Source organism: Rathayibacter sp. AY1A7 (genome assembly GCF_002930845.1).
Lineage (GTDB): Bacteria > Actinomycetota > Actinomycetes > Actinomycetales > Microbacteriaceae > Rathayibacter.
The window spans coordinates 80408-106275 of the sequence record NZ_PSTL01000007.1 but is presented as its reverse complement, the minus strand read 5'-3'; the positions used below and the strand labels follow the sequence as shown (position 1 = coordinate 106275).

Below are 25868 nucleotides of genomic sequence, written 5' to 3'. Positions count from 1 at the left end.
CCGCACCGCGCGCCGCCCGGGCCGCACTCTCGGCTTCTCCCGGGCATCGGAGCGAGGGCATCGGCTATCGTGGACTGTCTTTGTCTGTTGCCGTCGCGCCCCGGTCCGGCTGCGTACCCCGAGCCGGCCCCGGCCGTCACCCCGATCCGGCAACGCAGGAGGAGTTCTTTCGTGCGGTTCGTCTTCGCCATCATCGCCACCGTCATCGCTGCCGCGATGATCGTGCTCGGCATCGGTCAGCGGACGGTCTGGGCTCCTCCGGAGTCCCTCACCGCCGAGACCGCGCTCGACTCCTCCGCTCCCTACGCGGTGATCGACGGCAGCACCCTGGGCGCCAACCCGGGACGCCAGACGATCACGGTCGAGGGCAGCGGCGACCTCGTCGTCGCCTACGCCCGGACCTCCGACGTGCTGGGCTGGGTGGGCGGCTCGAGCTACGACGCCATCGGCTACGAGCGCGCCGACGACACCCTCACCTCCGCGGAGGAGACGGGCGAGCGCGTCCAGCTCTCCTCCGACGTCGAGACCGCCGACGCGGCGGTCGTCGATCCTCGCGGCTCCGACCTCTGGCTCGAGGAGTTCGAGGGGAGCGGCAGCGTGACCCTGGCGCTCGACGTGCCGGAGGACGTCTCCATCCTCATCGCGAGCGACGGCACCGCGCCGGCAGCCGACTCCGTGCGCGTCAGCTGGCCCGTGGACACCGCGACGCCCCTCGCCGGCCCGCTGCTGCTCGGAGGAGCCGTGTTCCTCCTCCTCGGCCTCGTCCTCTACATCTGGGCCTTCGTCCACCTGCGCCGCCAGCACGGCCCGCGCCGGAAGGGACCGCAGGGCCGTATCCCCCGCGGTGCCCGCCGTCCCCGGCCGCGTGCCGGGATCCAGGCCTCCACGGCGTCGCCGGCGCCCTCGCGCCGCCGGGCGGCCCTGGTGCTGCCCGTCGTCCTCGGGACGACGGTCCTCCTCTCCGGCTGCAGCTCCGACTACTGGCCGGATCTCGCCGCGGGCGCGAGCGAGGCGCCGACCGCGTCCGCCACGGCGACCGCGGGGGCAGAGCCGGTCTCGGCCGAGCCGACCCCTGTGGTCACCACGCAGCAGGCGGAGGCCGTCGTCGCCGAGGTCGCCGATGTCGCGTCGCGCGCCGACGCCGCCCGGGACGCCGGGATCCTGGCCGAGCGCTTCCAGGGCGAGGCGCTCACCGAGCGCACCACGAACTACGACGTCGTCGCCAAGGGCGGGACGATCGACCCGCCGCAGACGATCCCGGCCTCCCCGGTGAGCCTGGTGCTCCCGCAGGACACGGAGTCGTGGCCGCGCCTCGTCACCGCCGTCGTGCAGAACTCGACGGACACCACCCAGGCCCCGATCGCGCTGATGATGAGCCAGGCGAGCCCGCGCGTCGACTACAAGGTCGACTACGCCATCTCGCTCGAGGCCAACGCGCGCATCCCCGACGTCGCGCCCGTCACCGTCGGCACGTCGATCGTGGCGCCGGACTCGCGCCTGATGAAGCTCGCCCCGCAGACCGTCGGCTCCGCGTACGCGGACGTGCTCGCCAACGGCGACTCGAGCCAGTACGCCGAGCTCTTCGCGGCCGATGGCGACACCCTCCGGGGGCAGGTCGGCGTCGACAAGAAGAACGCCGACCGCGAGGCGCTGCCGGACACCGCCTCGATCGAGTTCTCGAACGCCGCCGGCACGTCGCCGACGATCGCGCTCGCGACGAACGACTCGGGGGCCCTCGTCGCGGCGAGCATCGCCGAGACGTCGACCGTCCGCCCCACTGCCGAGGGCTCGACCGTCTCGACCTCCGGCGCCTCGCAGACCCTGCTGGGCACGGACAAGTCGACGACCGGCATCGAGACCACCTACGGATACCAACTGCTGTTCTACGTACCGCCCGTCGGATCGGAGGAGAAGATCGTGATGCTCGGATGGAGCCAGGGACTCGTCTCGGTGGTGCAGCTGCCGTGAGCACCCTCCCGCCCCTGCCCGGAAACCTCCGCGGCGCCGTCGACCTCTCGTCGCTGGTGAACCGCCGCACCCCGCCCGCCGCCTCCGCCGGCGCCCCGGCCGCGCCCGCCGCTCCCGGAGGCGCGCCCGGCGCGAATCCGCTGCTGCTGACCGCCGGCGACGCCGAGTTCGACCAGGTGGTCCAGCTCTCGTCGCGCGTGCCGGTGATCGTCGACCTGCGCGGCTCCTGGTCGGACCAGAGCCAGAGCATGACCGCGCTGCTCGAGAAGGTCGTCGTCTCGTACGCCGGCGCGTTCGTGCTCGTCGGGGTCGATGTGGAGTCGAGCCCGCAGCTGGCGCAGGCGTTCCAGGTGCAGTCCGTGCCGACGGTCGCCGCGATCATCGGCGGCCGCCCGGTGCCCCTGTTCAGCGGCCTCGTCGCCGAGGAGCAGCTGCGCGACCTGCTCGAGCAGGTCCTCCAGCTCGCCGCTCAGAACGGTGTGACGGGCACGGTGCCGGTGGAGGGAGCCGCTCCCGCCGAGGGCGCGGAGCCCGAGCCCGAGCCGCTGCCGCCGCACCACCAGGAGGCCTACGACGCGATCGACCGGGGCGACTACGCCGAAGCGATCACCGAGTACGAGACCGCCATCGCGCAGAACCCGCGCGACGACCTCGCGGTCGCCGGTCTCGCTCAGGTGCGGCTGCTGGCCCGCCTCCAGGGCCGCACGCTCGACGACATCCGCTCGACCGCCGCGGCCGAGCCGTCGAACCTCGACGCGCAGCTCGCCGTCGCCGACCTGGACGTCTCGGGCGGCCACGTCGAGGACGCCTTCGACCGGCTGCTCTCGATGTTCCCGCGCCTCGACGCCGAGGCGAAGGCCGCCGTCCGGGCTCGTCTCCTGGAGCTCTTCGAGATCGTCGGTCAGACCGACCCGCGCGTCAACAAGGCTCGGGCCCGGCTCACCGGCCTGCTCTACTGACGCCGGCCGGAACGCCGAGAGGCCGCCCGCTCGCGACGATCGTCGCGGCGGGCGGCCTCTTCCGTGCGGGGACCGATCAGTCGGCGGGTCGCAGGTAGAGCACGGCCAGCGGGGGCAGGACCAGCTCGGCGGAAGCCGGGCGGCCGGCCCACGGCTCCTCGCGAGCCTCGACCGCTCCGAAGTTCCCGACTCCGCTGCCGCCGTAGATCTCGGCGTCCGTGTTGACGAGCTCCTCCCAGCGGCCGGCCGTGGGCAGGCTCACGCGGTAGCCGTGCACGGGCGAACCCGAGAAGTTGGCGATGACGGCGATCGGGCGACCCTCGCTGTCCTTGCGCAGGAACGAGACGACGTTGGCCGCCGCCGCGCCGCCGTCGATCCACTCGAAGCCCGACTGCTCGTGGTCGAGCTCCCAGAGCGACGGCGAGTCGCGGTACACGCGGTTCAGCTGACCGACGAGGCTCCAGAGACCGCGGTGGCTCGGCTGATCGAGGATCCACCAGTCCAGACCGCGCTCCTCGCTCCACTCGGAGTACTGGCCGAACTCCTGGCCCATGAAGAGGAGCTGCTTGCCGGGGTGCGCCCACATGAAGGCGAGGTAGGCGCGCACGTTCGCGAGCTGCTGCCAGTGGTCGCCCGGCATCTTCTGGATCAGCGAGCCCTTGCCGTGCACGACCTCGTCGTGGCTGATCGGCAGGACGAACTTCTCGCTGAAGGCGTAGACGAACGAGAAGGTGATCTCGCCCAGGTGGTACTGGCGCCACAGCGGATCGTTCGCCATGTAGTCGAGCGAGTCGTGCATCCAGCCCATGTTCCACTTGAGCCCGAAGCCGAGGCCGCCGGAGCTGGTGGGCTGGGTGACGCCGGGCCAGCTCGTCGACTCCTCGGCGATCATCATGATGCCGGGGTGCAGCTTGTAGGCCGTGGCGTTGACCTCCTGGAGGAAGCTGATCGCCTCGAGGTGCTCGCGTCCGCCGTACTGGTTCGGCAGCCACTCGCCCTCCTTGCGGGAGTAGTCGAGGTAGAGCATCGAGGCGACGGCGTCCACCCGCAGGGCGTCGACGTGGAACTCCTCGAGCCAGAACAGGGCGTTCGCGACGAGGAAGTTGCGCACCTGGGTGTGCCCGAAGTCGAAGACGTAGGTGCCCCAGTCCATCTGCTCGCCGCGGCGCCAGTCCGGGTGCTCGTAGAGCGGCTCGCCGTCGAAGCGGGCGAGGGCGAAGTCGTCCTTGGGGAAGTGCCCGGGCACCCAGTCGACGATGACGCCGATGCCGGCCTGGTGCAGACGGTCGATCAGGTACTTGAGGTCGTCGGCCGTGCCGAAGCGGCTCGAGGCGGCGTAGTAGCCGGTGACCTGGTAGCCCCAGGAGCCGCCGAACGGGTGCTCGGCGAGCGGCATGAACTCCACGTGCGTGAAGCCGAGCTCGGTGACGTACTCGATCAGCGGGTCCGCGAGGTCGCGGTAGCCCAGTCCCGGACGCCAGGAGCCGAGGTGCATCTCGTAGACGCTGAGCGGCTGCGTGTGCGGATCGACCGAGGCTCGCTTCTCCATCCAGCCGGAGTCGCCCCACTGGTGGTGCGAGACGGGGACCTTCGAGGCGGTCGCAGGCGGCACCTCCGTGGCGCGGGCCATCGGGTCGGCCTTGCGGACCCAGTGGCCGTCGCGCGAGAGCAGGTCGAACTTGTAGGAGGCTCCGGGCTCGACGCCCGGGACGAAGATCTCCCAGACCCCGGTCGTCCCGAGGTTGCGGAGGGAGTGGCCCTCGCCGTTCCAGTCGTTGAAGTCGCCGACGACCCGAGCGGCCTGGGCGTGCGGGGCCCAGACGGCGAAGCTCGTGCCCCAGACCCCCTCGTGCTCGCGGTGGCGGGCACCGAGCGCCTCCCAGAGGCGCTCGTGGCGGCCCTCGCCGATGAGGTAGAGGTCGAAGTCGCCGACCGTCTTCGAGAAGCGGTAGGGGTCCTCCGCGGTCCACTCGCCGCCGCCGCCGTAGCGGGCCTCGACGGTGTACGCCTGCGGACCGAGGACGTGGAAGCCCTGCCAGATCCCGTCGCTGAGGTGGCTGAGCTCGACGCGGGCGCCGGTTGCGAGCACCACGGCGACCTTCTCGGCGAGCGGGCGGCGCACGCGGACGACCGTCACCGGGTCGGAGACGCCGGGGGCCGCGACGAGGTGCTGGCCCAGGACGTCGTGGGGGAGCGCGTTGCTGCCGGTGGCGAGCTGCTGCAGCACCCACTCGGGGATGTCGGGCAGCGCGATCGCAGCGGTGCCGTCGACGGGGCCCGAAGCGGATGCGGGGTCCGCGGTCGTCTCGGCGGGAGCGGCGCTGTCCGCTGCGACGGAATCGGCGGCGTCCGTGTCGTCGGGCAGGTCGCCCTCGGCCCCGCTGCCGACCGGAGCGGACTCCGCGTCGTCGGCGTCGGGCTCGACGGTCACGGCGTCGTCGGCCGCGACCGGCTGAGGCGCCTCCGGGACCGTCTCGACCGCGTAGCTGCGCGCGTTCTCGCCGTCCGCTCCGGGGTGCTGTCGAGCGTCGGGCGCCGCATCGGCGACGTGCGCGCCGTGGCCGGAGGTGGTCGCCGAGCTGGTGCCCGTCGTGGGGACCGTCTCGGCGTGCGCGCCGAGGCCCGCCTCCTCGGCCGGGCTCGTGCCCTCGGGGGTGGTTCCGCTCATCGCTCGTCCGCCTTCACGCTCAGGATGTGCACGGGCTCGACGAACGAGTCGAGCCGCACGTAGTCGTCGCTGCCCCAGGTCCAGACGGCGCCGGTGATCAGGTCCTCGACCTCGAAGGTCGCGCTCCAGTCGAGCCCGATCGCGGGCAGGTCGAGGTGGACCGTGGTCTCGCGGGCCGAGTGCGGGTCGGTGTTGACGACGACGATGATCGTGTCGTCGGTCCCGGTGCCCGTGAACGCGGCCTGCAGGTGCTTGGAGTAGACGAGGATCGCGTCATCGTCGCTGCCGTGCACGTGCAAATTCCGCAGCTGCCCGAGCGCGGGGTGCGAGCGCCGGATCTCGTTGAGACGCGTGATGTACGGCGCCAGCGAGCGGCCCGACTCCTCGGCGCCGGCCCAGTCGCGCGTCTTGTACTCGTACTTCTCGTTGTCGATGTTCTCCTCGGCGCCGGGGCGAGCGACGTTCTCGACCAGTTCGTAGCCGGCGTAGACCCCCCACAGCGGCGACGCGGTCGCGGCCAGGGCCGCCCGCACCTTGTACGCCGAGCGGCCGCCGTACTGGAGGTACTCGGTGAGGATGTCCGGAGTGTTCACGAAGAGGTTCGGCCGCATGTAGTCGGCCGTCTCGTGGGAGATGCTCGCGAAGAACTCGCCGAGCTCCTCCTTGGTGTTGCGCCAGGTGAAGTACGAGTACGACTGCTGGAAGCCGACCTTGCCGAGTGCGCGCATGATCGCGGGGCGGGTGAACGCCTCCGCGAGGAAGACGACCTCGGGGTGCTCGGCGTTGACCTCGTGGATGATCCACTCCCAGAAGTCGAGCGGCTTCGTGTGGGGGTTGTCGACGCGGAAGATCCGCACGCCCAGGTCGATCCAGTGCCGCAGGACCCGCAGCGACTCCTGACGGATGCCCTCGGGGTCGTTGTCGAAGTTGATCGGGTAGATGTCCTGGTACTTCTTCGGCGGGTTCTCGGCGTAGGCGATCGAGCCGTCGGGGAGCGTCGTGAACCACTCGGGGTGGCTGGTGACCCAGGGATGGTCGGGCGAGGCCTGCAGGGCGAAGTCGAGGGCGAGCTCGAGGCCCGCGGCCTCGACCGCGGCGTGGAAGGCGCGGAAGTCGTCCTCGGTGCCGAGGTCCGGGTGGATCGCGTCGTGGCCGCCCTCGGCCGAGCCGATCGCCCACGGCGAGCCGGGGTCGTTCTCGCCGGCGTCGAGCGTGTTGTTCGGGCCCTTGCGGAAGGAGCGGCCGATGGGGTGGATCGGCGGCAGGTAGAGCACGTCGAAGCCCATCGCCGCCACGGCGGGGAGGCGGTCGATCGCGGTGCGGAAGGATCCGCTGGTCACGGTCCCGTCCTCGTGGCGCACGGCGCCCTCGGAGCGGGGGAAGAACTCGTACCAGGCGCCGACGCCGGCGCGGGTGCGCTCGACGTGGACGGTGCGCGGCTCGGAGACGCTGGTGAGGCTCATCACCGGGCGGGCATCGAGCGCGCCGTGGACGGTGGGATCGGTCGCCGCGGCGAGGCGCTCCTCGGCGCTCAGCGTGGTGTCGCCGACGCGGGCGGCGGTGTCGGAGAGCAGGCTGCGCTCGCCCTCGGGCCGCGAGGAGTCGTCGGCGCCGCTGCGCAGCAGGCCCTCGCCGATGGCGAAGGTGACGTCGATGTCCAGGCCGGCCGGGATCTTGACCTCGGCCGTGTGCTGCCAGGTCGCCCAGTCGTCGGCGTAGGCGCGGATGCGGTAGCTCCAGTCGCCCTCCTCGTCGAGGGCCACGAGGCGCCCGTAGCGGTCGGTGCCGGTCGCGAGGAGCGACATGCGGTGCTCCGACTCGGCCCCGGACGGCGAGCGCAGCAGGAGGTCGACGCCGATGAGGTCGTGCCCCTCGCGGAAGGCCGTGGCAGCGAAGGGGACGACCTCGCCGACGAACGCCTTCGCGGGCCAGCGGTCGTCCTCGAGCCGCGGCTGCGGGTCGATGATCGGCAGGCGCTCGGCCCGGACGCGGTAGCCGCTCCCGGTCGTCGCGGTCGCCGGCGACGCGTGGGGTGCGTCCGCGGTCACCGGGGCGGCCGGTGCACTGTCGGCCGCGGGGGGAGCAGGAGTCGCCTCGGGGGCGGCGGCGGGCGCCGGAGCGGCCGTCTCGGGAGGCGCCGACGCCTCCTGGGGTGCGCGTCCGCGACCCGCTCGCCGTGCGTCCTTGCCGTTCTGAGCCTTGCCGAAAGGTATCTGAGCCACGTCACGACAGTAGCGACCGGCGGCGGCTCGCACACGACGGTTGCGCCCGCGCTCGGGCCTGTGCAAACGGACCCGGGGAGCGCGTGCCGGAGGGTGGCGGCGGGTCCGCGTCCCGCCGATCCGCGGTGGTCGGGGTCCGCTAGGGTGACCGAGCGCGACCGCCCCGGTGCTCCGCGACCGGGCGCTCCGGGGTCCGCAGAGAGTCGAGGGGTGCCGTGAAGGCGATCCGCCGCTTCATCGTCCGCTCCGTCCTCCCGCCCGAGCTCTCGGCTCTGGGCGATCTGGCGGGCAATCTCCGCTGGGCCTGGCACGAGCCCGCCCGGCGCTTGTTCGAGCGGGTCGATCCGGAGCTGTGGCGGCGCGGGGGAGCGGACCCCACCGCTCTGCTCGGAGCAGTGAGCCCCGAGCGCCTCGCCGAGCTGGCGGGGGACCAGGGCTTCGTCGACGAGGCGTGGCGCCTCCGCGACGAGCTGGAGCGCTACCGCACCGAGCCGCGGTGGTACCAGTCGCTGCCGGAGTCCGCCCCGCGCTCGATCGCCTACTTCTCGCCGGAGTTCGGCATCGCGGCGGCGCTGCCCCAGTACTCCGGCGGACTCGGCATCCTCGCCGGCGACCACCTGAAGGCCTCCTCGGACCTGGGCGCGCCGCTCACCGGCGTGGGCCTCTTCTACCGGTCGGGCTACTTCTCGCAGAAGCTCTCCGCCGACGGATGGCAGCTCGAGTCCTACCCCTCTCTCGATCCGGACGGGCTGCCGCTGCGCGTCGTCCGTCTCGCCGACGGCTCGCCCGCCCGCATCGTGCTGGCGCTCCCCGAGGGACGCGCGCTCTACGCCCGGGTCTGGCGCGCGGAGGTCGGCCGGGTGACCCTCCTCCTGCTCGACACCGACATCCCCGAGAACGAGGACTCGCTCCGCTCCGTCACCGACCGCCTCTACGGCGGCGGGGGCGAGCACCGCCTGCTGCAGGAGCTGCTGCTGGGCATCGGCGGGGTCCGCGCGCTCGAGCTCTGGGCCGAGGTCTCGGGCGGCGTCCTCCCGGAGGTGTTCCACACCAACGAGGGGCACGCCGGCTTCCAGGGGCTCGAGCGCATCTCCGGCCTGATCGGCGCGGGCCTGGACTTCGACCAGGCTCTCCAGGTGGTGCGGGCGAGCACGGTCTTCACCACGCACACTCCGGTTCCGGCGGGCATCGACCGCTTCGACCGCGGGATGATCGAGGAGTACTTCTCCACGGAGCTGCTCCCGGGCGTGCAGGTCGAGGACGTGCTCGCGCTGGGCGCCGAGCCGGGGGACTCCGGGACGGCGTTCAACATGGCGTACATGGGCCTGCGGCTCGCGCAGCGCTCCAACGGCGTCTCGACGCTGCACGGCGAGGTCAGCCGATCGATGTTCTCGAGCCTCTGGCCCGGCTTCGAGACGGCGGAGGTGCCGATCGGCTCGGTGACGAACGGCGTCCACGCGGCCACCTGGACCGATCCGATCCTCCGGCGGCTCGCGGAGGAGCGGCTCGGCACCGACGACACGACGCGGGCCGACTGGGCCTCGGGCGCGCTCGGCGACACCGAGCTGTGGGCCGCGCGCCGCGCGATGCGGGAGCAGCTGGTGCAGGACGCCCGCCGCCGGGCCGCCCGCTCCTGGCGCGAGCAGAACCCGGGCGGCCTCCCGCCGGCCTGGCTCGACGAGCTGCTGGACCCGGACGTGCTCACCATCGGCTTCGCGCGGCGGGTGCCGACCTACAAGCGGCTGACCCTGATGCTCCACGACCCCGAGCGTCTGCGGGCGCTGCTCACCCACCCGCAGCATCCGATCCAGATCGTCATCGCGGGCAAGTCCCACCCCGCCGACGAGGAGGGGAAGCGCCTGATCCAGCGGCTCGTCCGCTTCGCGCAGGAGCCGGACGTGCGCCGCAGGATCGTCTTCCTGCCGGACTACGACATCGCGATGGCGCAGCTGCTCTACCCGGGCACCGACGTCTGGCTCAACAATCCGCTGCGCCCGCTCGAGGCGTGCGGCACCTCGGGGATGAAGGCGGCGCTCAACGGCTCGCTCAACCTCTCGATCCTCGACGGCTGGTGGAACGAGTACTTCGACGGCGAGAACGGCTGGGCGATCCCCTCCTCCGACCGCGCGCTCGACCCGGAGGCCCGCGACACGCTCGAGGCCGAGGCGCTCTACGAGCTGCTCGAGACCGAGGTCGTGCCGCGCTACTACGAGCGTGACCACGACGGCGTGCCCCGGCGGTGGGTGCGCTCGATCCGGCACACCCTCGCGACCCTCTCGCCCGAGCTCTCCGCCGAGCGGATGGTGCGCCAGTACGTCGAGGCGCTCTACTCGCCGGCCGCCGAGGCAGGGCGCGCCGTCGCCGCCGACCACTTCGAGCCGGCCAAGGAGCTGGCGACCTGGAAGCGGCGGGTCCGCGCCGGCTGGCCCGGGGTCGCGGTCGCGTCCGTCGAGTCCGGCGGGATCGACGCGGTGCCCCAGCGCGGGGACCGGCTCGCCGTGCGGGCGGGCGTGCGCCTGGGCGAGCTCTCGCCGGCGGACGTCTCGGTCGAGGTCGTGTACGGGACGACGTCCGCTGACGGCTCGCTCACCGAGGTCCGCCACCACGAGCTCGAGGTGGTCGAGGAGTCGGGTGCCGTGGTGCCGGCCGACGCGGTCGGGCGCGTGCCCTACGCCGGAGTGGTCACCCTCGACCGCAGCGGCTCCTTCGGCTACACCGTCCGCGTCGTGCCGCGGCACCCCCTCCTGGCCCGCTCCGCCGAGCTGGGCCTGGCCGCCGCCGCCGGCTGACCCCGCCCGGTCCCTCTCCGCGAGATGCCGCTCCGGTGCGCCTTCCTCGGCGTCTCGCGGACCGGGGCGGGGTCTCGCGGGAGGAGGACGGCGCCCGGAGGAGGACGGCGGGGGAGCAGGGGTCAGCGCGCGATGTCGGCGAGGAGGGCGGCCGTCGCGGCGACGAGGTCGGCGGGGGCGAGCTCGATGTCGAAGCCCCGGCGCCCGCCCGACACGAGCACCGTGTCGTGGAGCTCGACGGTCTCGTCGATCACGGTGCGGTGCAGCGTCCTCTGCCCGAGCGGCGAGATGCCGCCGAGCACGTAGCCGGTCCGGCGCTGGGCCAGCGCCGGGTCGGCCATCGCCGCCCGCCTGCCTCCGACCGCGGCCGCGAGCTCCTTCAGCCCGAGCGAGCCGGTGACGGGCACGACGCCCACCACGAGCTCGCCGTCCACGTCGACCATCAGGGTCTTGAACACGCGCTCCGGCTCGACGCCGAGCGCCTCGGCCGCCTCGAGCCCGTAGCGCGTCGTGGCCGGGTCGTGCCGGTACTGGCGGGGAGTGAAGGGGACGCCCGCCGCCGTCAGCGCGACGGTCGCCGGGGTCCCCGGCCCGCTCCTCGCCATCAGGCGTCCTGCTCGGCCGCCGGCCCGTGCGCGGCGAAGAGCTGCATCGAGGTTCCGGCCACGCGGATGACCTGCCCCGGCTCGAACGATTCGCCGTGCTCCAGCGGCTCCGGCTCCTCGCTGTTCCACAGGCGCGTGTAGCCGGTGACCCCCTCGCCGTCGGCGAGCACGACCGTGGTGTCCTGCTCGACGCCGTGCACCACCAGCAGGACACGGTCCGGCTCGCCCTCGACCGGCGTCGAGGCCGCGAGGTACTGCAGCGTCCGGTTGGCGGCGGAGGTCCAGTCGTGCTCGCTCATCCCGCGCCCGTGGGCGTCGAACCACGTCATGGTCGTGGCGCCCGGCTCGCTCGCGTCGCCGCTGCCGTAGCGGGAGGGACGCAGCGCCGGGTGCTCACGCCGCAGGCGCAGCAGGGTGCGCGTGTGCGCGCGGAGCGCGAGCTGCCAGTCGGCCAGGCCCTCCCAGCGCACCCAGGTCAGGTCCGAGTCCTGGCAGTAGGCGTTGTTGTTGCCGCGCTGGCTGCGCCCGGTCTCGTCGCCCGCCGTGATCATCGGCACGCCGGCCGACAGCAGCAGGGTGCCGAGGAGGTTCCGCATCGCCTTGCGCCGCGCCAGCGTGATCCGCTCGTCGGTGGTGGGGCCCTCGAAGCCGTGGTTGAAGGAGCGGTTGGTGTCGGCTCCGTCGCGGTTCGACTCGCCGTTGCCGATGTTGTGCTTGACGTTGTACGAGACGAGGTCCGCCAGCGTGAAGCCGTCGTGCGCGGTGACGAAGTTGACCGAAGCGAGGGGTCCCCGCTCCGCCGAGAAGGTGTTGGAGGAGCCCGAGAGTCGGGTCGCGAAGCCGCCGATGCCGACGGGGGCCGTGCCGGCGCGGCGGGCGTAGTCGATGTCCGAGAGCCAGAAGTTGCGGGCGCGGTCGCGGTAGCGGTCGTTCCACTCCGACCACCCGGCCGGGAAGTTCCCCGTCTGCCAGCCGCCCATTCCCACGTCCCAGGGCTCGGCGATCATCTTCACGCCGGCCAGCGCCGGATCCTCGACCGCGGCCCGCAGCAGCGGGTGGTCGCTCCGGAAGTGCGCGATCTCGTCCCGGCCGAGGGTCGCGGCCAGGTCGAGCCGGAAGCCGTCGATCCCGACCTCGCCCGACCAGTAGCGCATCGAGTCCAGCGCGAGGCGCTGCGCCGCGGGCCGGCCGAAGTCGATCGTGTTCCCGCAGCCGGTGACGTCCACGTAGTGGCCCTCGGGCGTCTGGCGGTACCAGCCTGCGTCGTCGATCCCGCGCAGGCTCGACATCGGCCCGCCCGGCCCCTCCTCGGCGGTGTGGTTGTAGACCACGTCCAGGATCACCTCGAGGCCGGCCTCGTGAAGGAGCTTCACCATCCCCTTGAACTCGCGGAGCACCGCGGTCGGTCCGCCGCGCTGCGCGGTGGAGGAGGCGTACGCGGCGTGCGGGGCGAAGAAGTTCAGCGTGTTGTAGCCCCAGTAGTTGGTCAGCCCCTGCCGCAGCAGGCGCTGCTCCGACACGAACGCGTGCACGGGCAGCAGCTCGACCGCCGTCACGCCCAGATCGAGCAGCGCCGAGACCGTCGACTCGTGCGCCAGGCCGGCGTAGGTGCCGCGCAGCTCCACGGGCAGCGCCGGGTTCAGCCGGGTCAGCCCCTTCACATGCGCCTCGTAGATCACGGTGCGGTCCATCGGGGTGCCGGGCCGGGAGGAGGAGCCCCAGTCGAACGCGTCGTCCACGACGACCGAGCGCCACTCGTTCTCCGCCACCCGGTGCAGGCCACGGGAGTACGGCTCCAGCAGGGCCCGGCGGGGGTCGAAGCGGTGCCGGGGGCCCGTCGGCCCGTCGACGCGCAGGGCGTAGCGGCGGCCGGGGGCCAGCAGATCGGAGCGCGCGGACCAGATCGCGGCGTCGTCGCGCGCCAGCGGAACCGTGCGGGTCACCCAGGTCGGATCCTTCTCGTCGTACAGCAGCAGATCGACGGCGCTCGCGCTCTCGGACCAGACCCGCAGCTCACCGCCCTGATCGTCCACGGTCACGCCGAGCCGGGCCAGGGGATCGTGAGAGGTCATGCGACTTACAGTAGTGACGGGCACCGGCTCCCTCCGTGCCCCCGACGCGGGACGAAGGGCTGCTGTGATCTACCTCGACCACGCCGCGACCACCCCGCTGCGCGCCTCGGCGCTCGCCGCGTTCGCGGAGGCGTCCGCCCACGGCGGCAACCCCTCCTCCGTCCACGGCTCCGGCCAGGAGGCGCGCCGCCGGCTGGAGGACGCCAGGTCGGCGCTCGCCGGGGTGCTCGGCTGCGAGCCGATCGAGGTGATCCTCACCGCCGGCGGCACCGAGGCGGTCAACCTCGGGATCAAGGGCCTCTACTGGCAGCGCCGGAGCGAGGACCCGGCCCGCGTCCGGGTCCTGGTCGCCGAGGGGGAGCACCACGCGACGCTCGACTCCGCCGCCTGGCTCGCCGAGCACGAGGGCGCCGTCCTCGAGTGGCTGCCTCTCGACGACGAGGGCACCCTGCGGCCGGAGGCGCTCGCCGCGGCTTTGGAGGAGGACCCCGGATCGGTCGCCCTGGTCACGGTGCTCTGGGTCAACAACGAGATCGGGACGATCAACCCGATCGCCGAGCTGGCGGCCGCGTGCGCCCGCGCCGGCGTCCCCCTCCACGTCGACGCGGTCGCCGCCCTCGGACACGTGCCGCTGCGGATCGCCGAGATCCGCCGCGCCTCCGGCTCCGGGCGCGGCGCGGGACTGGCCGCCGTCAGCGTCTCGGGTCATAAGGTCGGCGGGCCGATCGCGACCGGTGCGCTCGTGCTCGCCCGCGACGCCCGCGTGGTCCCGGTGCTGCACGGAGGCGGACAGCAGCGGGGCGTCCGCTCCGGCACCCAGGACGTGCCCGGCGCCGCGGCCTTCGCCGCCGCCGCGGTCGAGGCGGACGCCGAGCTGTCGGCGGAGGCGCAGCGCCTGGCCGCCCTGCGCGACCGGCTCGTCGCGGGCGTCCTCGCCGCCGTGCCGGGGGCGACCCTGACCGGGCCCGCCCTCGACTCCGGACGCCGGGTCGCCAACAACGCGCACCTCGCCTTCCCCGGTGCGCAGGGCGACTCCCTCCTCTTCCTCCTCGACACCGCGGGCGTCTCCGTCTCGACCGGGTCCGCCTGCACAGCGGGGATCCCGGAGCCCTCGCACGTGGTCCTCGCGCTCGGCCGGAGCGAGGACGAGGCCCGCGGGGTGCTCCGGATGACGCTCGGCCACACCTCGACCGACGCGGACGTCGACGCCCTCCTGGCCGCGCTGCCCGGCGCCTACGCCCGCGCCGCCCGAGCCGGACTCTCGAACCGCGCGGTGCTGCCCGCCTGAACCCCTGCCGGCCGCGCCCGCGGGAAACGTAGACTCGCACGGTGAAGGTTCTGGCGGCGATGAGCGGTGGAGTGGACTCGGCGGTGGCCGCGGCCCGCGCGGTGGAGGCGGGGCACGACGTGGTGGGCGTGCACCTCGCCCTGAGCAGGATGCCCGGAACGCTGCGCACCGGCAGCCGGGGGTGCTGTACGATCGAGGACTCGATGGACGCGCAGCGCGCCGCGAACGTCCTCGGCATCCCGTACTACGTGTGGGACTTCTCCGAGCGGTTCAAGCTGGACGTCGTCGACGACTTCGTCGCCGAGTACTCGGCGGGCCGCACCCCGAACCCCTGCATGCGCTGCAACGAGCGGATCAAGTTCGCCGCCCTGCTCGAGAAGGCTCTCGACCTCGGCTTCGACGCGGTCTGCACCGGCCACTACGCCTCCCTCCGCACCGCCGCCGACGGCTCCCCGGAGCTCCATCGCGCGAGCGACGAGGCGAAGGACCAGTCCTACGTCCTCGGCGTGCTGACGGAGCAGCAGCTGCGGCACTCGATGTTCCCGCTCGGCTCCACGCCGTCCAAGGCGATCGTGCGCGCGGAGGCGGCGGAGCGGGGCCTCAGCGTCGCGAGCAAGCCCGACAGCTACGACATCTGCTTCATCCCCGACGGCGACACCCGCGGCTGGCTCGCCGAGCGCGTCGCCCCCGAGACCGGAGCGGTCGTCGATCGGGACGGCGCGGTGGTCGGCTCCCACGAGGGCGCTCACGGGTACACGGTGGGCCAGCGCCGGGGCCTGCACCTCGGCGTCCCCGCGCCCGACGGACGGCCCCGCTTCGTCCTGGAGGTGCGGCCGGTGAGCAACGAGGTCGTGGTCGGTCCGCGCGAGGCTCTGAGCATCGGCGAGATCGCCGGCAAGCGGTTCACCTGGGCGGGCGCCGCTCCCGAGGACGCGGACGCGCCCTTCCGCTGCGACGTCCAGATCCGCGCGCACGCCGACCCGGTCCCCGCCTCCGCGGTGGTGTCGCACGTCGATGGCAGGGTGGAGCTCGTGATCACTCCGGACTCGCCGCTCGACGGCGTCGCCCCCGGCCAGACGGCCGTCGTCTACCTCGGCACCCGCGTGCTGGGCCAGTGCACGATCGACCGCACGGTCGCGGCCGACGCCGCGGTGCTCCGATGAGCGCCATCGAGCCCGCCGCCCGCGTCGAGGAGCTGCGGGCGCGGATCCGGTCGGCGAGCGACGACTACTACGCGGCCGACTCCTCGCCGCTGTCCGACGCCGAGTACGACGCCCTGGTGCGCGAGCTCGCCGCGCTCGAGGCCGAGCACCCCGAGCTCGCCGCCGAGGACTCGCCGACGCGGACGGTCGGCGGGATCGTCGGAGCGGGCCTCGCCCCGATCGACCACGCCGAGCGGATGCTCTCCCTCGACAACGTGTTCTCGGCCGAGGAGCTGCGCGAGTGGTGCGAGAAGACGGTGGCCTCGGCCGACCGCCCCGTCGCCTGGCTCACGGAGCTCAAGATCGACGGGCTCGCGATCTCCCTCCACTACGAGAACGGCCTCCTCGTCACGGCGGCGACCCGCGGCGACGGCCGCACCGGCGAGGACGTCACCGTCAACGCCCTCCGCGTCGCGGGCATCCCCGAGCGCCTCTCCGGTGAGGGCCACCCGGTACTCGTCGAGGTCCGCGGCGAGGTCTTCATCCCCGTGGCCGCCTTCGCCGAGCTGAACGCCCTCCAGGAGACGCTGCGCGACGAGGCGGTCGAGGAGGCGCGGACCCGCTGGTCGACCCGCCCGGCCGCCACCCGCGGCGTCTTCGAGGAGGAGAAGGCGCGCACGAGCGCGTTGCGGCGCTTCCCGACCTTCGCCAACCCGCGGAACGCGGCGAGCGGCGGCCTCCGCCAGCAGCTCGACAAGAAGTCGGGTCTCGATTTGCGCGCCGGCGAGGCGCGCGTCGGCTCCCTCGCGCTCTACGTGCACGGCATCGGCGCCTGGCCGGACCCGCCGGTCGCGACCCAGTCCGAGGTCTACGGGCTCCTCTCCTCCTGGGGACTGCCGGTGAGCGGCCACAACCGCGTCTCGGCCTCGGTGGAGGAGGTGCTCGCCTTCGTCGAGCGCTACGGCCGCGAGCGGCACTCGGTCGAGCACGAGATCGACGGCGTGGTCGTGAAGGTGGACGAGCTCGAGCTGCACGACGAGCTCGGCGCCACCAGCCGGGCGCCGCGCTGGGCGATCGCCTACAAGTACCCGCCCGAGGAGGTGCACACGAAGCTCCTCGACATCGTGGTGAGCGTCGGGCGGACCGGCCGCGCGACGCCGTTCGCCCAGATGACCAAGGTGAAGGTCGCGGGGTCCGAGGTGCGCCAGGCCACGCTGCACAATGCCGACGTGGTCAAGGCCAAGGGCGTGCTCATCGGCGACACGGTCGTGCTGCGGAAGGCCGGGGACGTCATCCCCGAGGTGCTCGGCCCGGTGGTGGAGCTCCGCGACGGCTCCGAGCGCGAGTTCGTGATGCCGACGCAGTGCCCCGAGTGCGGCACCACGCTCGCTCCGGCCAAGGAGGGCGACGTCGACCTGCGCTGCCCCAACGCGGAGTCCTGCCCCGCGCAGGTCCGCGGGCGCGTCGAGCACATCGGCAGCCGCGGCGCGCTCGACATCGAGGCGCTCGGCGAGGTCAGCGCCGCCGCCCTGACCCAGCCCCTGGTGCCCGCCGAGCCGCCGCTGCGGACCGAGGCCGGCCTGTTCGAGCTCACGGTGGCCGATCTCTTCCCGATCGAGGTCGTCGTCCGCGACTCCGAGACGGGTCTGCAGAAGCTCGACGCGAAGGGCGATCCGAAGGTCGTCACGCCCTTCAAGCGCAAGCGGCAGCTCGCCAAGGACGGCGCCTTCGACCCGGAGGCGGGAGCCTTCGCGGGGGACGCCGCCTCCGTGCCCTCCACCAACGCCCTCCGGCTGATCGAGAACATCGAGCGGGCGAAGACCAAGGAGCTGTGGCGCCTGCTGGTCTCGCTCAGCATCCGGCACGTCGGCCCGGTCGCCGCGCGCGCGCTGGCGGGCTACTTCGGCTCGCTCGACGCGATCCGCGGGGCGAGCCGCGACGAGCTCGCCGCGGTCGACGGGGTGGGCGGGATCATCGCCGACGCCCTGATCGCCTGGTTCGCGGTCGACTGGCACGTCGAGATCGTCGACTGCTGGGCCGCGGCCGGAGTGCGCTTCGCCACGCCCGGCCACCCCGGGCCCGGTGCCGCGGACTCCGCCGGCGGGGTGCTCGCGAGTCTCACGGTCGTGGCGACCGGCAGCCTGGAGGGGTACTCCCGCGAGGGGGCGCAGGAGGCCATCCTCGCGGCCGGCGGCAAGGCCGGCTCGAGCGTCTCCAAGAAGACCGACTACGTCGCCGCCGGTCCCGGCGCCGGCAGCAAGCTCGGCAAGGCCGAGGCCCTGGGGCTCCGGATCATCACCGCGGCCGAGTTCCACCTCCTGGTGACGGAGGGACCGGACGCGATCGCGCTGCCGGAGGAGGCGTCCGCCGACGCTCCGGAGGAGGCCGCCGCCGGCCCGGACGTCGCCGGCGCATCGCGCTCCGACGCCTCGCCGGAGGACGACGCCGTGCCGGAGACCGACGCCGTCCCGGACGCGGCCGCCCCGAGCACGGAGGAGCCGACCGGGCCCGATGCCTGACGCGGGCGGCGGGGAGCGGCGTGCGTTCCTGCGCCGGTCCCTCGCCGACGCAGCGTCGCTCGCGCTCGACGCCGCGGCTCGGCCCACCGCCGCCGAGCGCCGGACCGCCGAGGCGCTGGGCCGGATCGACCACCTGGTCGTGCTCTCCTTCGCCGGCCGCAGCCGCGACCAGGTCCTCGGCGCGCTCGACGATCCGGACGGCCCGGTGTTCACCGGTGATACGGACGCCGTGATGACCGCGCCCGGCCCGGACGATCCTCCGGGCGCGCGCTTCGCCCCCGAGATGCTGCCGGTGCACGCGCTCCTCGCCACGGCCTTCGCGCGGGCCGACCACTGGCGCGCCGACGGCCGCGATCCGCTGCCGGCGGCCCTGCGCGCGGCCCGGGAGACCGGCACAGGCTGGGCTCTCGCGGTCGACGAGCGGCAGGGCGTCTCGATCACGCTCCTCGCCGATCCGGAGTGGCCCCACCGCGATCCGGGCGCCGCCGGCTCCCGCGGCGGGCGCCTCCTTCCCATCGACGCGCTGGCCGCCGAGGCCGCAGCCGGCACCCTGCCTCCGCTCGTCCTGGTCGAGCCGCGGTCCCTCGTCGATCCGGCCGACTTCGCCGACGCCGCAGCCGCCGGCACCGATCGATCCGCCGATGCGCGCCTCGCGGAGCAGCTGCTGCACGTCGTGTTCGACGCCGTCCGCGACGCGGAGCGGGCGGGGCGGCGGATACTGCTCCTCGTCACCGCGCGGGGGAGCGCGGAGCGGCCCGGCACGGTGCCGGCGCTCGTGCTCGCCTCGGCCGTCCCCTCGGGTGCACGGATCGGCGTGCCGCTCGGTCCGGAGACTCCCGCGCAGCTCGTCCGCGCCCGAGCGGGCGTGCGCCGGGCCCTCGTCGATCCGCAGGTCCGTGAGCTGGCCGCACTCCTCAGCGGTCCCGACCGGTCCCTCGCGCGCTGGCCCCGCACGGCGCCGGCGTTCGCGCCGCCCGCGCCGGTCGGGCGCCGCCTCCGCGACGCGGCCCGCCGCGCGCACGTCGACCCCGAGCCGGAGTCGGGACTGCTCGCCCGCGTTCGAGCCGCCGTCCCGGGCGCGTCGCTACACTCCGAGCAGGCGCAGGCGGCGCAGGAGAGGCGGCGGAGATGACCAGCGAGCGGACTCCCTCGGAGCACGACGACGGAGCTCCCCGCTCCCGCTCGCGCCGCCGCTTCCTGGCCGGCACCGCCGCCGCCGGAGTCGGAGCCGGAGCCCTCGCCGGTGGCGCGATCGGCGCGGCCGTCGCCTCCGGCCCCCGCCGCGAGGAGGAGCCGCGACTGCCCGCCCGCACGGAGCCGGGATTCGACCACGTCGTCGTGATCATGTTCGAGAACCGCTCCTTCGACAACGTCCTCGGCCGCCTCTACGGACCGGACGACCTGCCCGCGGGCGAGAGCTTCGAGGGCCTCCTCCCCGACGAGCGGACGAACACCAGCGCCGGGGGACTGACCGTCGGCACGCACGTCTACGAGGGCGCCACCGACTCCGTGATGCGCCAGCCCGACCCGGACCCGGGCGAGGAGTACCCGCACGTCAACACTCAGCTCTTCGGCACGGTGGATCCGCCCGAGAACGCCGGCCGCACGGTCGGCGCCATGACCGCGCCCTTCAACGCGCCCGCCGACGCCTCCGCCCCGACGATGAGCGGCTTCCTCGAGGACTACGTCCAGCACCTGAGGGTGATGAAGAAGGGGCAGGAGCCCACGGCGGAGGAGGCGCGGACGATCATGGGCGGCTTCTCGCCGGAGATGCTGCCCGTCTTCTCCACCCTCGCCCGCGAGTTCGCCGTCTTCGACCAGTGGTTCTGCGCCGTCCCCTCCCAGACCTTCTGCAACAGGTCTTTCCTGCACGCGTCGACCTCGCACGGCTTCGTCACCAACAAGCAGGGCGGCGGCTACGAGAAGTGGCTCGCGGACGACCTGGCCGACGCGCCGACGGTGTTCAACCGCCTCGAGGAGGCGGGGAGGACCTGGCGCGTCTACTTCGACGCGCTGCAGGTGGTCTCCTACACCGGCTTCCTGCACGCGCCGGTGCTCGAGAAGTACTGGAAGACCCACTTCTCGACGATGGACCGCTTTTACGCCGACGTGGAGAACGGCGAGCTGCCCGACTACGCCTTCCTCGAGCCGCGGCTCGTCTTCGACCACAACGACATGCACCCGCCGACCGGGGTCCTGCACGAGGACGAGGTCGACGGCACGCCCGTCTACGACAGCGCGCTGTCCGACGTCCGCGCCGGCGAGCTGCTGCTGCACCAGGTGTACTCGGCGATCCGGGAGAGCGCGAGCACGACCGGCTCGAACGCGGTGAACACGCTCCTGCTGGCGACCTTCGACGAGCACGGCGGCCTCTACGACCACGTCCCCCCGCCGTCGGCGACTCCGCCGGGCGACGGCCGCGAGGGCGAGATGGGCTTCGCCTTCGACCGGCTCGGCTGCCGCGTGCCGGCGATTGCGGTCTCGGCGTACACGAGGGCCGGCACGATCGTGCACGACGAGCTGCACCACGGCGCCGTGATCCGGACCCTCAGCGCCCTGCACGGCCTCGAGCCGCTGACCGCTCGCGACGCCTCCGCCCCGGACCTCTTCGGGGTGCTGACCCTCGACGAGCCGCGGCAGATCGGCGACTGGCCGACCACGGTGCCGCAGTACCTGCCGCCGAACCCCGAGGCGGCACCGGCGCATCCGGCGCACGTGAACCGCGACAAGCCGCTGAGCCCGCCCGCCGTCGGCCTGATGGGCCTGCTGCTGGCCCGGTACGGCGAGCCCGGCGAGGACCTGCCGACCACCTACGAGGGCGCGTACAACGCACTCCTGAAGCACGGCGCCAGCCTCTTCGGCGGCTCCTGACGGGCGGGCGGCACGGGCGGAGGCGGTGCGGGCGCGCCGAGTAGACTGGCGGCCGGAAATCCCCCCGAACCACCAGACGGAGACGCATGTCCGAGATCACGGCCGACACGGTCGCCCATCTGGCCCAGCTGGCCAGGATCGACCTCACTTCCGACGAGATCGGGAGCCTCACCAGGGAGCTCGGCCAGATCGTCGACTCCGTGCGCGCGGTCCAGGCCGTCGCCACGCCCGAGGTGCCGGCGACCAGCCACCCGATCCCGCTCGAGAACGTCTTCCGACCCGACGTGGTCGGCGAGACCCTCACGCTCGAGCAGGCGCTCTCCGGCGCGCCCGAGCACGACGGCAGCCGCTTCCAGGTCTCCGCGATCCTGGGGGAGGAGCAGTGAGTGCGCACGGCGACGAGCTCGTCCGCCTCAGCGCGTCCGCCCTCTCCGAGAAGCTGGCCGACGGCTCGGTCTCCTCGGTCGAGGCCACCCGCGCCCACCTCGAGCGCATCGACGCGGTCGACGGAGCGGTCCACGCCTTCCTCCACGTCGCGCGCGAGGGCGCGGTCGCGTCCGCCGAGGCGATCGACCGCCGGCGCGCCGACGGCGAGTCGCTGCACCCCCTCGCCGGAGTGCCTCTCGCGGTCAAGGACGTCATCGTCACGAACGACATGCCGACCACGAGCGGCTCCCGCATCCTCGAGGGCTGGCGCCCGCCCTACGACGCGACCGTCATGCGCAAGGTCCGCGAGGCCGGGCTGGTCCCGATCGGCAAGACCAACATGGACGAGTTCGCGATGGGCTCGACCACCGAGCGCAGCGCCTACGGCCCCACCCACAACCCGTGGGACCTCGACCGCATCCCCGGCGGCTCCGGCGGCGGGTCCGCCGCGGCCGTCGCGAGCTACGAGGCGCCCCTGGCCCTCGGCTCCGACACCGGGGGATCGATCCGTCAGCCCGCGCACGTGACCGGCACCGTCGGCGTGAAGCCGACCTACGGCGGCGTGTCCCGCTACGGAGCGATCGCGCTCGCCTCGAGCCTCGACCAGATCGGCCCCGTCTCCCGGACGGTCCTCGACTCCGCGCTGCTGCACGACGTCATCGCGGGCCACGACCCGCGCGACTCGACGTCGCTGCGCGACTCCTGGCCCTCCTTCGCCGACGCGGTGCGCCGCGCCGACGTGACGGGCCTCCGGATCGGCGTGGTCAAGGAGCTCGACGGCGGCGAGGGCTTCCAGCCCGGCGTGCTGGCGCGCTTCCACGAGGCGCTCGAGATCCTGCAGGGCGCCGGAGCCGAGGTCGTCGAGGTGAGCCTCCCGAGCGTCGAGCACGCGGTCGCCGCCTACTACCTGATCCTCCCCGCGGAGGCCTCCAGCAACCTCGCCAAGTTCGACTCGGTCCGGTTCGGCCTCCGCGTCACGCCGGAGGGCGGCGGCACGGTCGAGCAGGTCATGTCCGCGACCCGCGAGCAGGGCTTCGGCCCCGAGGTCAAGCGCCGGATCATCCTCGGCACCTACGCCCTCTCGGCCGGCTACTACGACGCCTACTACGGCAGCGCGCAGAAGGTCCGGACCCTGGTGCAGCGGGACTTCGACGCGGCCTTCGCGGACGTCGACGTGATCGCCTCGCCGACAGCGCCGACGACCGCCTACCGCCTCGGCGAGAAGCTCGACGACCCGCTGGCGATGTACCGAGGCGACGTCGCGACCATCCCGGCGAACCTGGCCGGCATCCCCGGCATCTCCGTCCCCGCCGGCCTCGCCGACGAGGACGGGCTGCCTGTCGGCATCCAGTTCCTCGCTCCCGCCCGGGAGGACGTGCGCCTCTACACCGTGGGCGCCGCGCTCGAGGCGCTGCTCGAGGAGAAGTGGGGCCGCCCGCTCCTCGCGCAGGCTCCCGACCTGACCCACTCCGTGCTCTCCGCGACCGAGGAAGGTGCCGTCTGATGGCCTCCGCGCACGCGTCCGCTCCCGAGCTGATGGACTACGACGAGGTCTTCGAGACCTTCGAGCCGGTGCTCGGCTTCGAGGTGCACGTCGAGCTCAACACGAAGACCAAGATGTTCTCGGACGCGCCGAACGAGTTCGGATCCGAGCCCAACACGAACGTGACCCCGGTCGACCTCGGTCTCCCGGGCTCGCTGCCGGTCGTGAACGAGCAGGCCGTCCGCTACTCGATCAGCCTCGGCCTCGCCCTGGGCTGCTCGATCGCCCCGTCCAGCCGCTTCGCGCGCAAGAACTACTTCTACCCGGACCTGGCGAAGAACTACCAGATCTCGCAGTTCGACGAGCCGATCGCCTTCGAGGGCTCGGTCGAGATCGAGCTGGCCGACGGCTCGCTCGTGCAGATCCCGATCGAGCGCGCGCACATGGAGGAGGACGCCGGCAAGCTCACGCACGTCGGCGGCGCCACCGGCCGCATCCAGGGCGCCGAGTACTCGCTCGTGGACTACAACCGCGCGGGGGTCCCGCTCGTGGAGATCGTCACGAAGCCCATCTACGGCGCGGGGAAGAGCGCGCCCGAGTACGCGAAGGCCTACGTCGCGACGATCCGCGACATCGTGCTGGCGCTCGGCATCTCGGACGCCAAGATGGAGCGCGGCAACCTGCGCTGCGACGCGAACGTCTCGCTCCGCCCGATCGGCCAGGAGAAGCTCGGCACCCGCACCGAGACCAAGAACGTCAACTCGCTCCGCTCGGTCGAGCGCGCCGTCCGCTACGAGATCCAGCGCCAGGCGGCGATCCTCGCCGCGGGCGGCACGATCACGCAGGAGACGCGCCACTGGCACGAGGACACCGGCCGCACCTCCGCGGGCCGGCCCAAGAGCGACGCCGACGACTACCGCTACTTCCCGGAGCCCGACCTGCTCCCGGTCGTGCCGAGCCCGGAGTTGATCGAGGAGCTGCGCGCCGCGCTCCCCGAGAAGCCCGCCGACCGCCGCCGCCGCCTCAAGCAGGAGTGGGGCTTCACCGACCTCGAGTTCCAGGACGTCGCCAACAGCGGTCTGCTGGTCGAGATCACCGAGACCGTCTCCGCGGGAGCCGCTCCGCAGGCGGCCCGCAAGTGGTGGACCGGGGAGATCGCGCGCCTCGCGAACGCGGCGGGCGAGGACCCGGTCTCCCTGGTCACTCCGGCGCAGGTCGCCGAGCTCGCCGGTCTGATCGAGAGCGGCACGCTGACCGACCGCCTCGCCCGCGAGGTCCTCCAGGGCGTCATCGCCGGAGAGGGCACCCCGCAGGAGGTCGTCGACGCCCGGGGACTCGCGGTCGTCTCGGACGACGGAGCGCTCATCGAGGCGATCGATGCGGCACTGGCCTCGCAGCCCGACGTGCTCGCAAAGATCCGCGACGGCAAGGTTCAGGCCGCCGGTGCCGTGATCGGTGCCGTGATGAAGGCCATGAAGGGGCAGGCCGACGCCGCCCGCGTCCGCGAGCTCGTGCTGGAGCGCGCGGCCGGCTGAGCCGGTGCGCGGGGAGGTGCGGTCATGAGCGGTGGAACCGGCGACGCGCCCCTTCCCGCGCGGCTCGAGCTGCCGGCGGGCGCCCTCCTGCGTCCCCTCGTCTCGAGCGATGCGGACCTTCTGCACGCGGTGATCGGCGAGCAGCGACCGTGGCTCGCGGCTCTCCTCCGCGGGGACGATCCGGCCGCCCTGCCGTCGGCGTCCCTCGGCGACGACGTACGCGGTCTCCTGCGCCTCGAGGAGGAGTCGCGTGCGGGCAGAGCGCACGCGTTCCTGCTCGTCGGCCCGGACCGCACCGAGGCGCTGGGCGCTCTGAGCGTCCGGCCCGGCGGCGGCGACTCCGCCGAGGCCTCCTGGTGGGTCGTCCCCGCCGTCCGGGGCTCGCGGCTCGAGGAGGAGCTCGACGCCTACGCGCGGCGCTGGCTCCAGCAGCACTGGCCCTTCGACACGGTCACCACGCCCGACAACCACCCCGACGATCCCGCCTCCCTGGCCGGGGCGAACATCGTGGCGCTCGTGCCCGTCGCGCCGGAGCGCACCGCCCTCCCCGACACCGACGCCGCCTCGGCGGCGCTCCTCTGGGCGGAGTACCGCTCCGCGCATCCGGGAGTCGACGAGGCGCTCCCGCCGGTCGAGGCGTTCGGCGACAGCACGGCGATGGCGGACGAGCTGCTGGGCCTCGTGCGGCGCGGAGTGAAGACGGCCACGGCGTCCCTCGCGGAGGAGGGGGCGCCCGTCGCGGGTGACCACTGGATCGTCTGCGACGGCGCGGGAGCGGCGCGTGTCGTCCTCGTGACGGACGACGTGCGGACCGGTCCGCTCGACTCCGTCGACGACGCGTTCGCCTGGGCCGAGGGCGAGGGGGACCGCACGCGCGCCTCCTGGCTCGACGGCCACCGCCGCTACTTCGCCCGCGTCTCACCGGGCGGCATCGGCGACGTGGTCTTCGAGCGCTTCCACGTGGTCTGGCCGGAGGCCGACGCCGAGCGCGCCGCCGCCTTCGCCCGCTCGGTCGGAGCGTTCCGGCCCGAGGAGCTCGACGGGACTCCCGCGCAGACCTAGGGGGTTTCCCGGATGCCCCGCTCAGGCGCCCTGCGCCAGAGTGGAGTCATGGCTACTCTCGTGCGCCCCCGTCGGGGCAGGATCATCGCCGGCGTCTGTGCCGGTCTCGCCCGCCGATTCGGCTGGAGCCCCTTCGTGGTGCGTCTCCTGTTCGTGCTCTCGTGCCTCCTCCCGGGGCCGCAGATCATCGCCTACCTCGTGATGTGGGTGGTCATCCCGAAGCAGAAGTGACCGAGGCCCCCGCTCCGAGCAGCCTCTG

At 73.4% G+C, this 25868-nt stretch carries 17 protein-coding genes; 13 read left to right on the top strand and 4 right to left on the bottom strand.

The genetic code is table 11. From position 1 onward, the window contains the following. The first annotated feature begins 171 nt into the window (after positions 1-171). Together C5B95_RS07955 and C5B95_RS07950 are read left to right on the top strand one after the other, a co-directional pair. Positions 172-1968, top strand: coding sequence for a hypothetical protein (locus C5B95_RS07955; RefSeq protein WP_104325941.1), 1797 nt, complete (start codon positions 172-174; stop codon positions 1966-1968). Then, positions 1965-2927 carry a tetratricopeptide repeat protein gene (locus C5B95_RS07950; RefSeq protein WP_104348899.1) on the top strand — a complete coding sequence of 321 codons (963 nt, stop codon included), beginning with the start codon at positions 1965-1967 and terminating at the stop codon, positions 2925-2927. Before C5B95_RS07955 ends, C5B95_RS07950 begins: the two co-directional genes overlap by 4 nt. A gap of 76 nt (positions 2928-3003) precedes the next feature. Here the strand turns inward: C5B95_RS07950 and glgB are convergent, their stop codons facing one another. Next, on the bottom strand, positions 3004-5595 hold the full coding sequence (glgB, locus tag C5B95_RS07945) for a 1,4-alpha-glucan branching protein GlgB (protein WP_146076542.1): 2592 nt from the start codon (positions 5593-5595) through the stop codon (positions 3004-3006). Next, positions 5592-7562: an alpha-1,4-glucan--maltose-1-phosphate maltosyltransferase gene (locus C5B95_RS07940; protein WP_258059871.1), complete on the bottom strand. Its 1971-nt coding sequence runs from the start codon at positions 7560-7562 to the stop codon at positions 5592-5594. The genes glgB and C5B95_RS07940 overlap by 4 nt, the downstream gene beginning before the upstream one ends. 470 nt (positions 7563-8032) lie before the next feature. Between C5B95_RS07940 and glgP the strand changes: the two genes are divergently transcribed. After that, positions 8033-10606 carry an alpha-glucan family phosphorylase gene (gene glgP, locus C5B95_RS07935; RefSeq protein WP_104348898.1) on the top strand — a complete coding sequence of 858 codons (2574 nt, stop codon included), beginning with the start codon at positions 8033-8035 and terminating at the stop codon, positions 10604-10606. Positions 10607-10728: 122 nt separating this feature from the next. Here glgP and ybaK read toward each other — a convergent pair whose 3' ends face one another. Then, entirely contained in the window at positions 10729-11211 is a 483-nt protein-coding gene (ybaK, locus tag C5B95_RS07930; protein ID WP_104347838.1) for a Cys-tRNA(Pro) deacylase, read from the bottom strand. Beyond that, entirely contained in the window at positions 11211-13283 is a 2073-nt protein-coding gene (glgX, locus tag C5B95_RS07925; protein WP_104348897.1) for a glycogen debranching protein GlgX, read from the bottom strand. Before glgX ends, ybaK begins: the two co-directional genes overlap by 1 nt. A 64-nt stretch (positions 13284-13347) precedes the next feature. Here glgX and C5B95_RS07920 point away from each other — a divergent pair, with 64 nt between their 5' ends. The 10 genes from C5B95_RS07920 to C5B95_RS07875 all read left to right on the top strand — a co-directional run bounded on the left by C5B95_RS07920 (position 13348) and on the right by C5B95_RS07875 (position 25840). Beyond that, a complete protein-coding gene (locus C5B95_RS07920) occupies positions 13348-14571 on the top strand; it encodes a cysteine desulfurase family protein (protein ID WP_308471272.1) in 1224 nt (407 codons plus the stop codon). 41 nt (positions 14572-14612) lie between these two features. After that, entirely contained in the window at positions 14613-15734 is a 1122-nt protein-coding gene (gene mnmA / locus C5B95_RS07915; RefSeq protein ID WP_181068030.1) for a tRNA 2-thiouridine(34) synthase MnmA, read from the top strand. Next, on the top strand, positions 15731-18232 hold the full coding sequence (gene ligA, locus C5B95_RS07910) for an NAD-dependent DNA ligase LigA (RefSeq protein ID WP_104348895.1): 2502 nt from the start codon (positions 15731-15733) through the stop codon (positions 18230-18232). The genes mnmA and ligA overlap by 4 nt, the downstream gene beginning before the upstream one ends. Beyond that, positions 18225-19364: a hypothetical protein gene (locus tag C5B95_RS07905; RefSeq protein WP_104348894.1), complete on the top strand. Its 1140-nt coding sequence runs from the start codon at positions 18225-18227 to the stop codon at positions 19362-19364. Before ligA ends, C5B95_RS07905 begins: the two co-directional genes overlap by 8 nt. Further along, on the top strand, positions 19361-21103 hold the full coding sequence (locus tag C5B95_RS07900; RefSeq protein ID WP_104309833.1) for an alkaline phosphatase family protein: 1743 nt from the start codon (positions 19361-19363) through the stop codon (positions 21101-21103). Before C5B95_RS07905 ends, C5B95_RS07900 begins: the two co-directional genes overlap by 4 nt. 86 nt (positions 21104-21189) lie before the next feature. After that, entirely contained in the window at positions 21190-21489 is a 300-nt protein-coding gene (gatC, locus tag C5B95_RS07895; protein ID WP_104226848.1) for an Asp-tRNA(Asn)/Glu-tRNA(Gln) amidotransferase subunit GatC, read from the top strand. Then, positions 21486-23033, top strand: coding sequence for an Asp-tRNA(Asn)/Glu-tRNA(Gln) amidotransferase subunit GatA (gene gatA / locus C5B95_RS07890; protein ID WP_104247609.1), 1548 nt, complete (start codon positions 21486-21488; stop codon positions 23031-23033). Before gatC ends, gatA begins: the two co-directional genes overlap by 4 nt. Further along, entirely contained in the window at positions 23033-24547 is a 1515-nt protein-coding gene (gene gatB / locus C5B95_RS07885; RefSeq protein ID WP_104348893.1) for an Asp-tRNA(Asn)/Glu-tRNA(Gln) amidotransferase subunit GatB, read from the top strand. The genes gatA and gatB overlap by 1 nt, the downstream gene beginning before the upstream one ends. A gap of 24 nt (positions 24548-24571) precedes the next feature. After that, positions 24572-25609 (top strand): ASCH domain-containing protein, encoded by a 1038-nt coding sequence (locus tag C5B95_RS17840; protein ID WP_104348892.1) that lies wholly within the window; start codon positions 24572-24574, stop codon positions 25607-25609. 48 nt (positions 25610-25657) lie between these two features. Further along, complete coding sequence (locus tag C5B95_RS07875; RefSeq protein ID WP_104223873.1) at positions 25658-25840, top strand: PspC domain-containing protein; 183 nt, start codon at positions 25658-25660, stop codon at positions 25838-25840. Positions 25841-25868 lie beyond the last annotated feature (28 nt).

Excerpts from the sequence above, each read along its gene's own strand:
- glgB (WP_146076542.1), bottom strand. The coding sequence starts at position 5,595 with ATGAGCGGAACCACCCCCGAGGGCACGAGCCCGGCCGAGGAGGCGGGC.
- ybaK (WP_104347838.1), bottom strand. The coding sequence starts at position 11,211 with ATGGCGAGGAGCGGGCCGGGGACCCCGGCGACCGTCGCGCTGACGGCG.
- glgX (WP_104348897.1), bottom strand. The coding sequence starts at position 13,283 with ATGACCTCTCACGATCCCCTGGCCCGGCTCGGCGTGACCGTGGACGAT.
- ligA (WP_104348895.1), top strand. The coding sequence starts at position 15,731 with ATGAGCGCCATCGAGCCCGCCGCCCGCGTCGAGGAGCTGCGGGCGCGG.
- C5B95_RS07905 (WP_104348894.1), top strand. The coding sequence starts at position 18,225 with ATGCCTGACGCGGGCGGCGGGGAGCGGCGTGCGTTCCTGCGCCGGTCC.
- C5B95_RS07900 (WP_104309833.1), top strand. The coding sequence starts at position 19,361 with ATGACCAGCGAGCGGACTCCCTCGGAGCACGACGACGGAGCTCCCCGC.
- gatC (WP_104226848.1), top strand. The coding sequence starts at position 21,190 with ATGTCCGAGATCACGGCCGACACGGTCGCCCATCTGGCCCAGCTGGCC.
- gatB (WP_104348893.1), top strand. The coding sequence starts at position 23,033 with ATGGCCTCCGCGCACGCGTCCGCTCCCGAGCTGATGGACTACGACGAG.
- C5B95_RS17840 (WP_104348892.1), top strand. The coding sequence starts at position 24,572 with ATGAGCGGTGGAACCGGCGACGCGCCCCTTCCCGCGCGGCTCGAGCTG.
- C5B95_RS07875 (WP_104223873.1), top strand. The coding sequence starts at position 25,658 with ATGGCTACTCTCGTGCGCCCCCGTCGGGGCAGGATCATCGCCGGCGTC.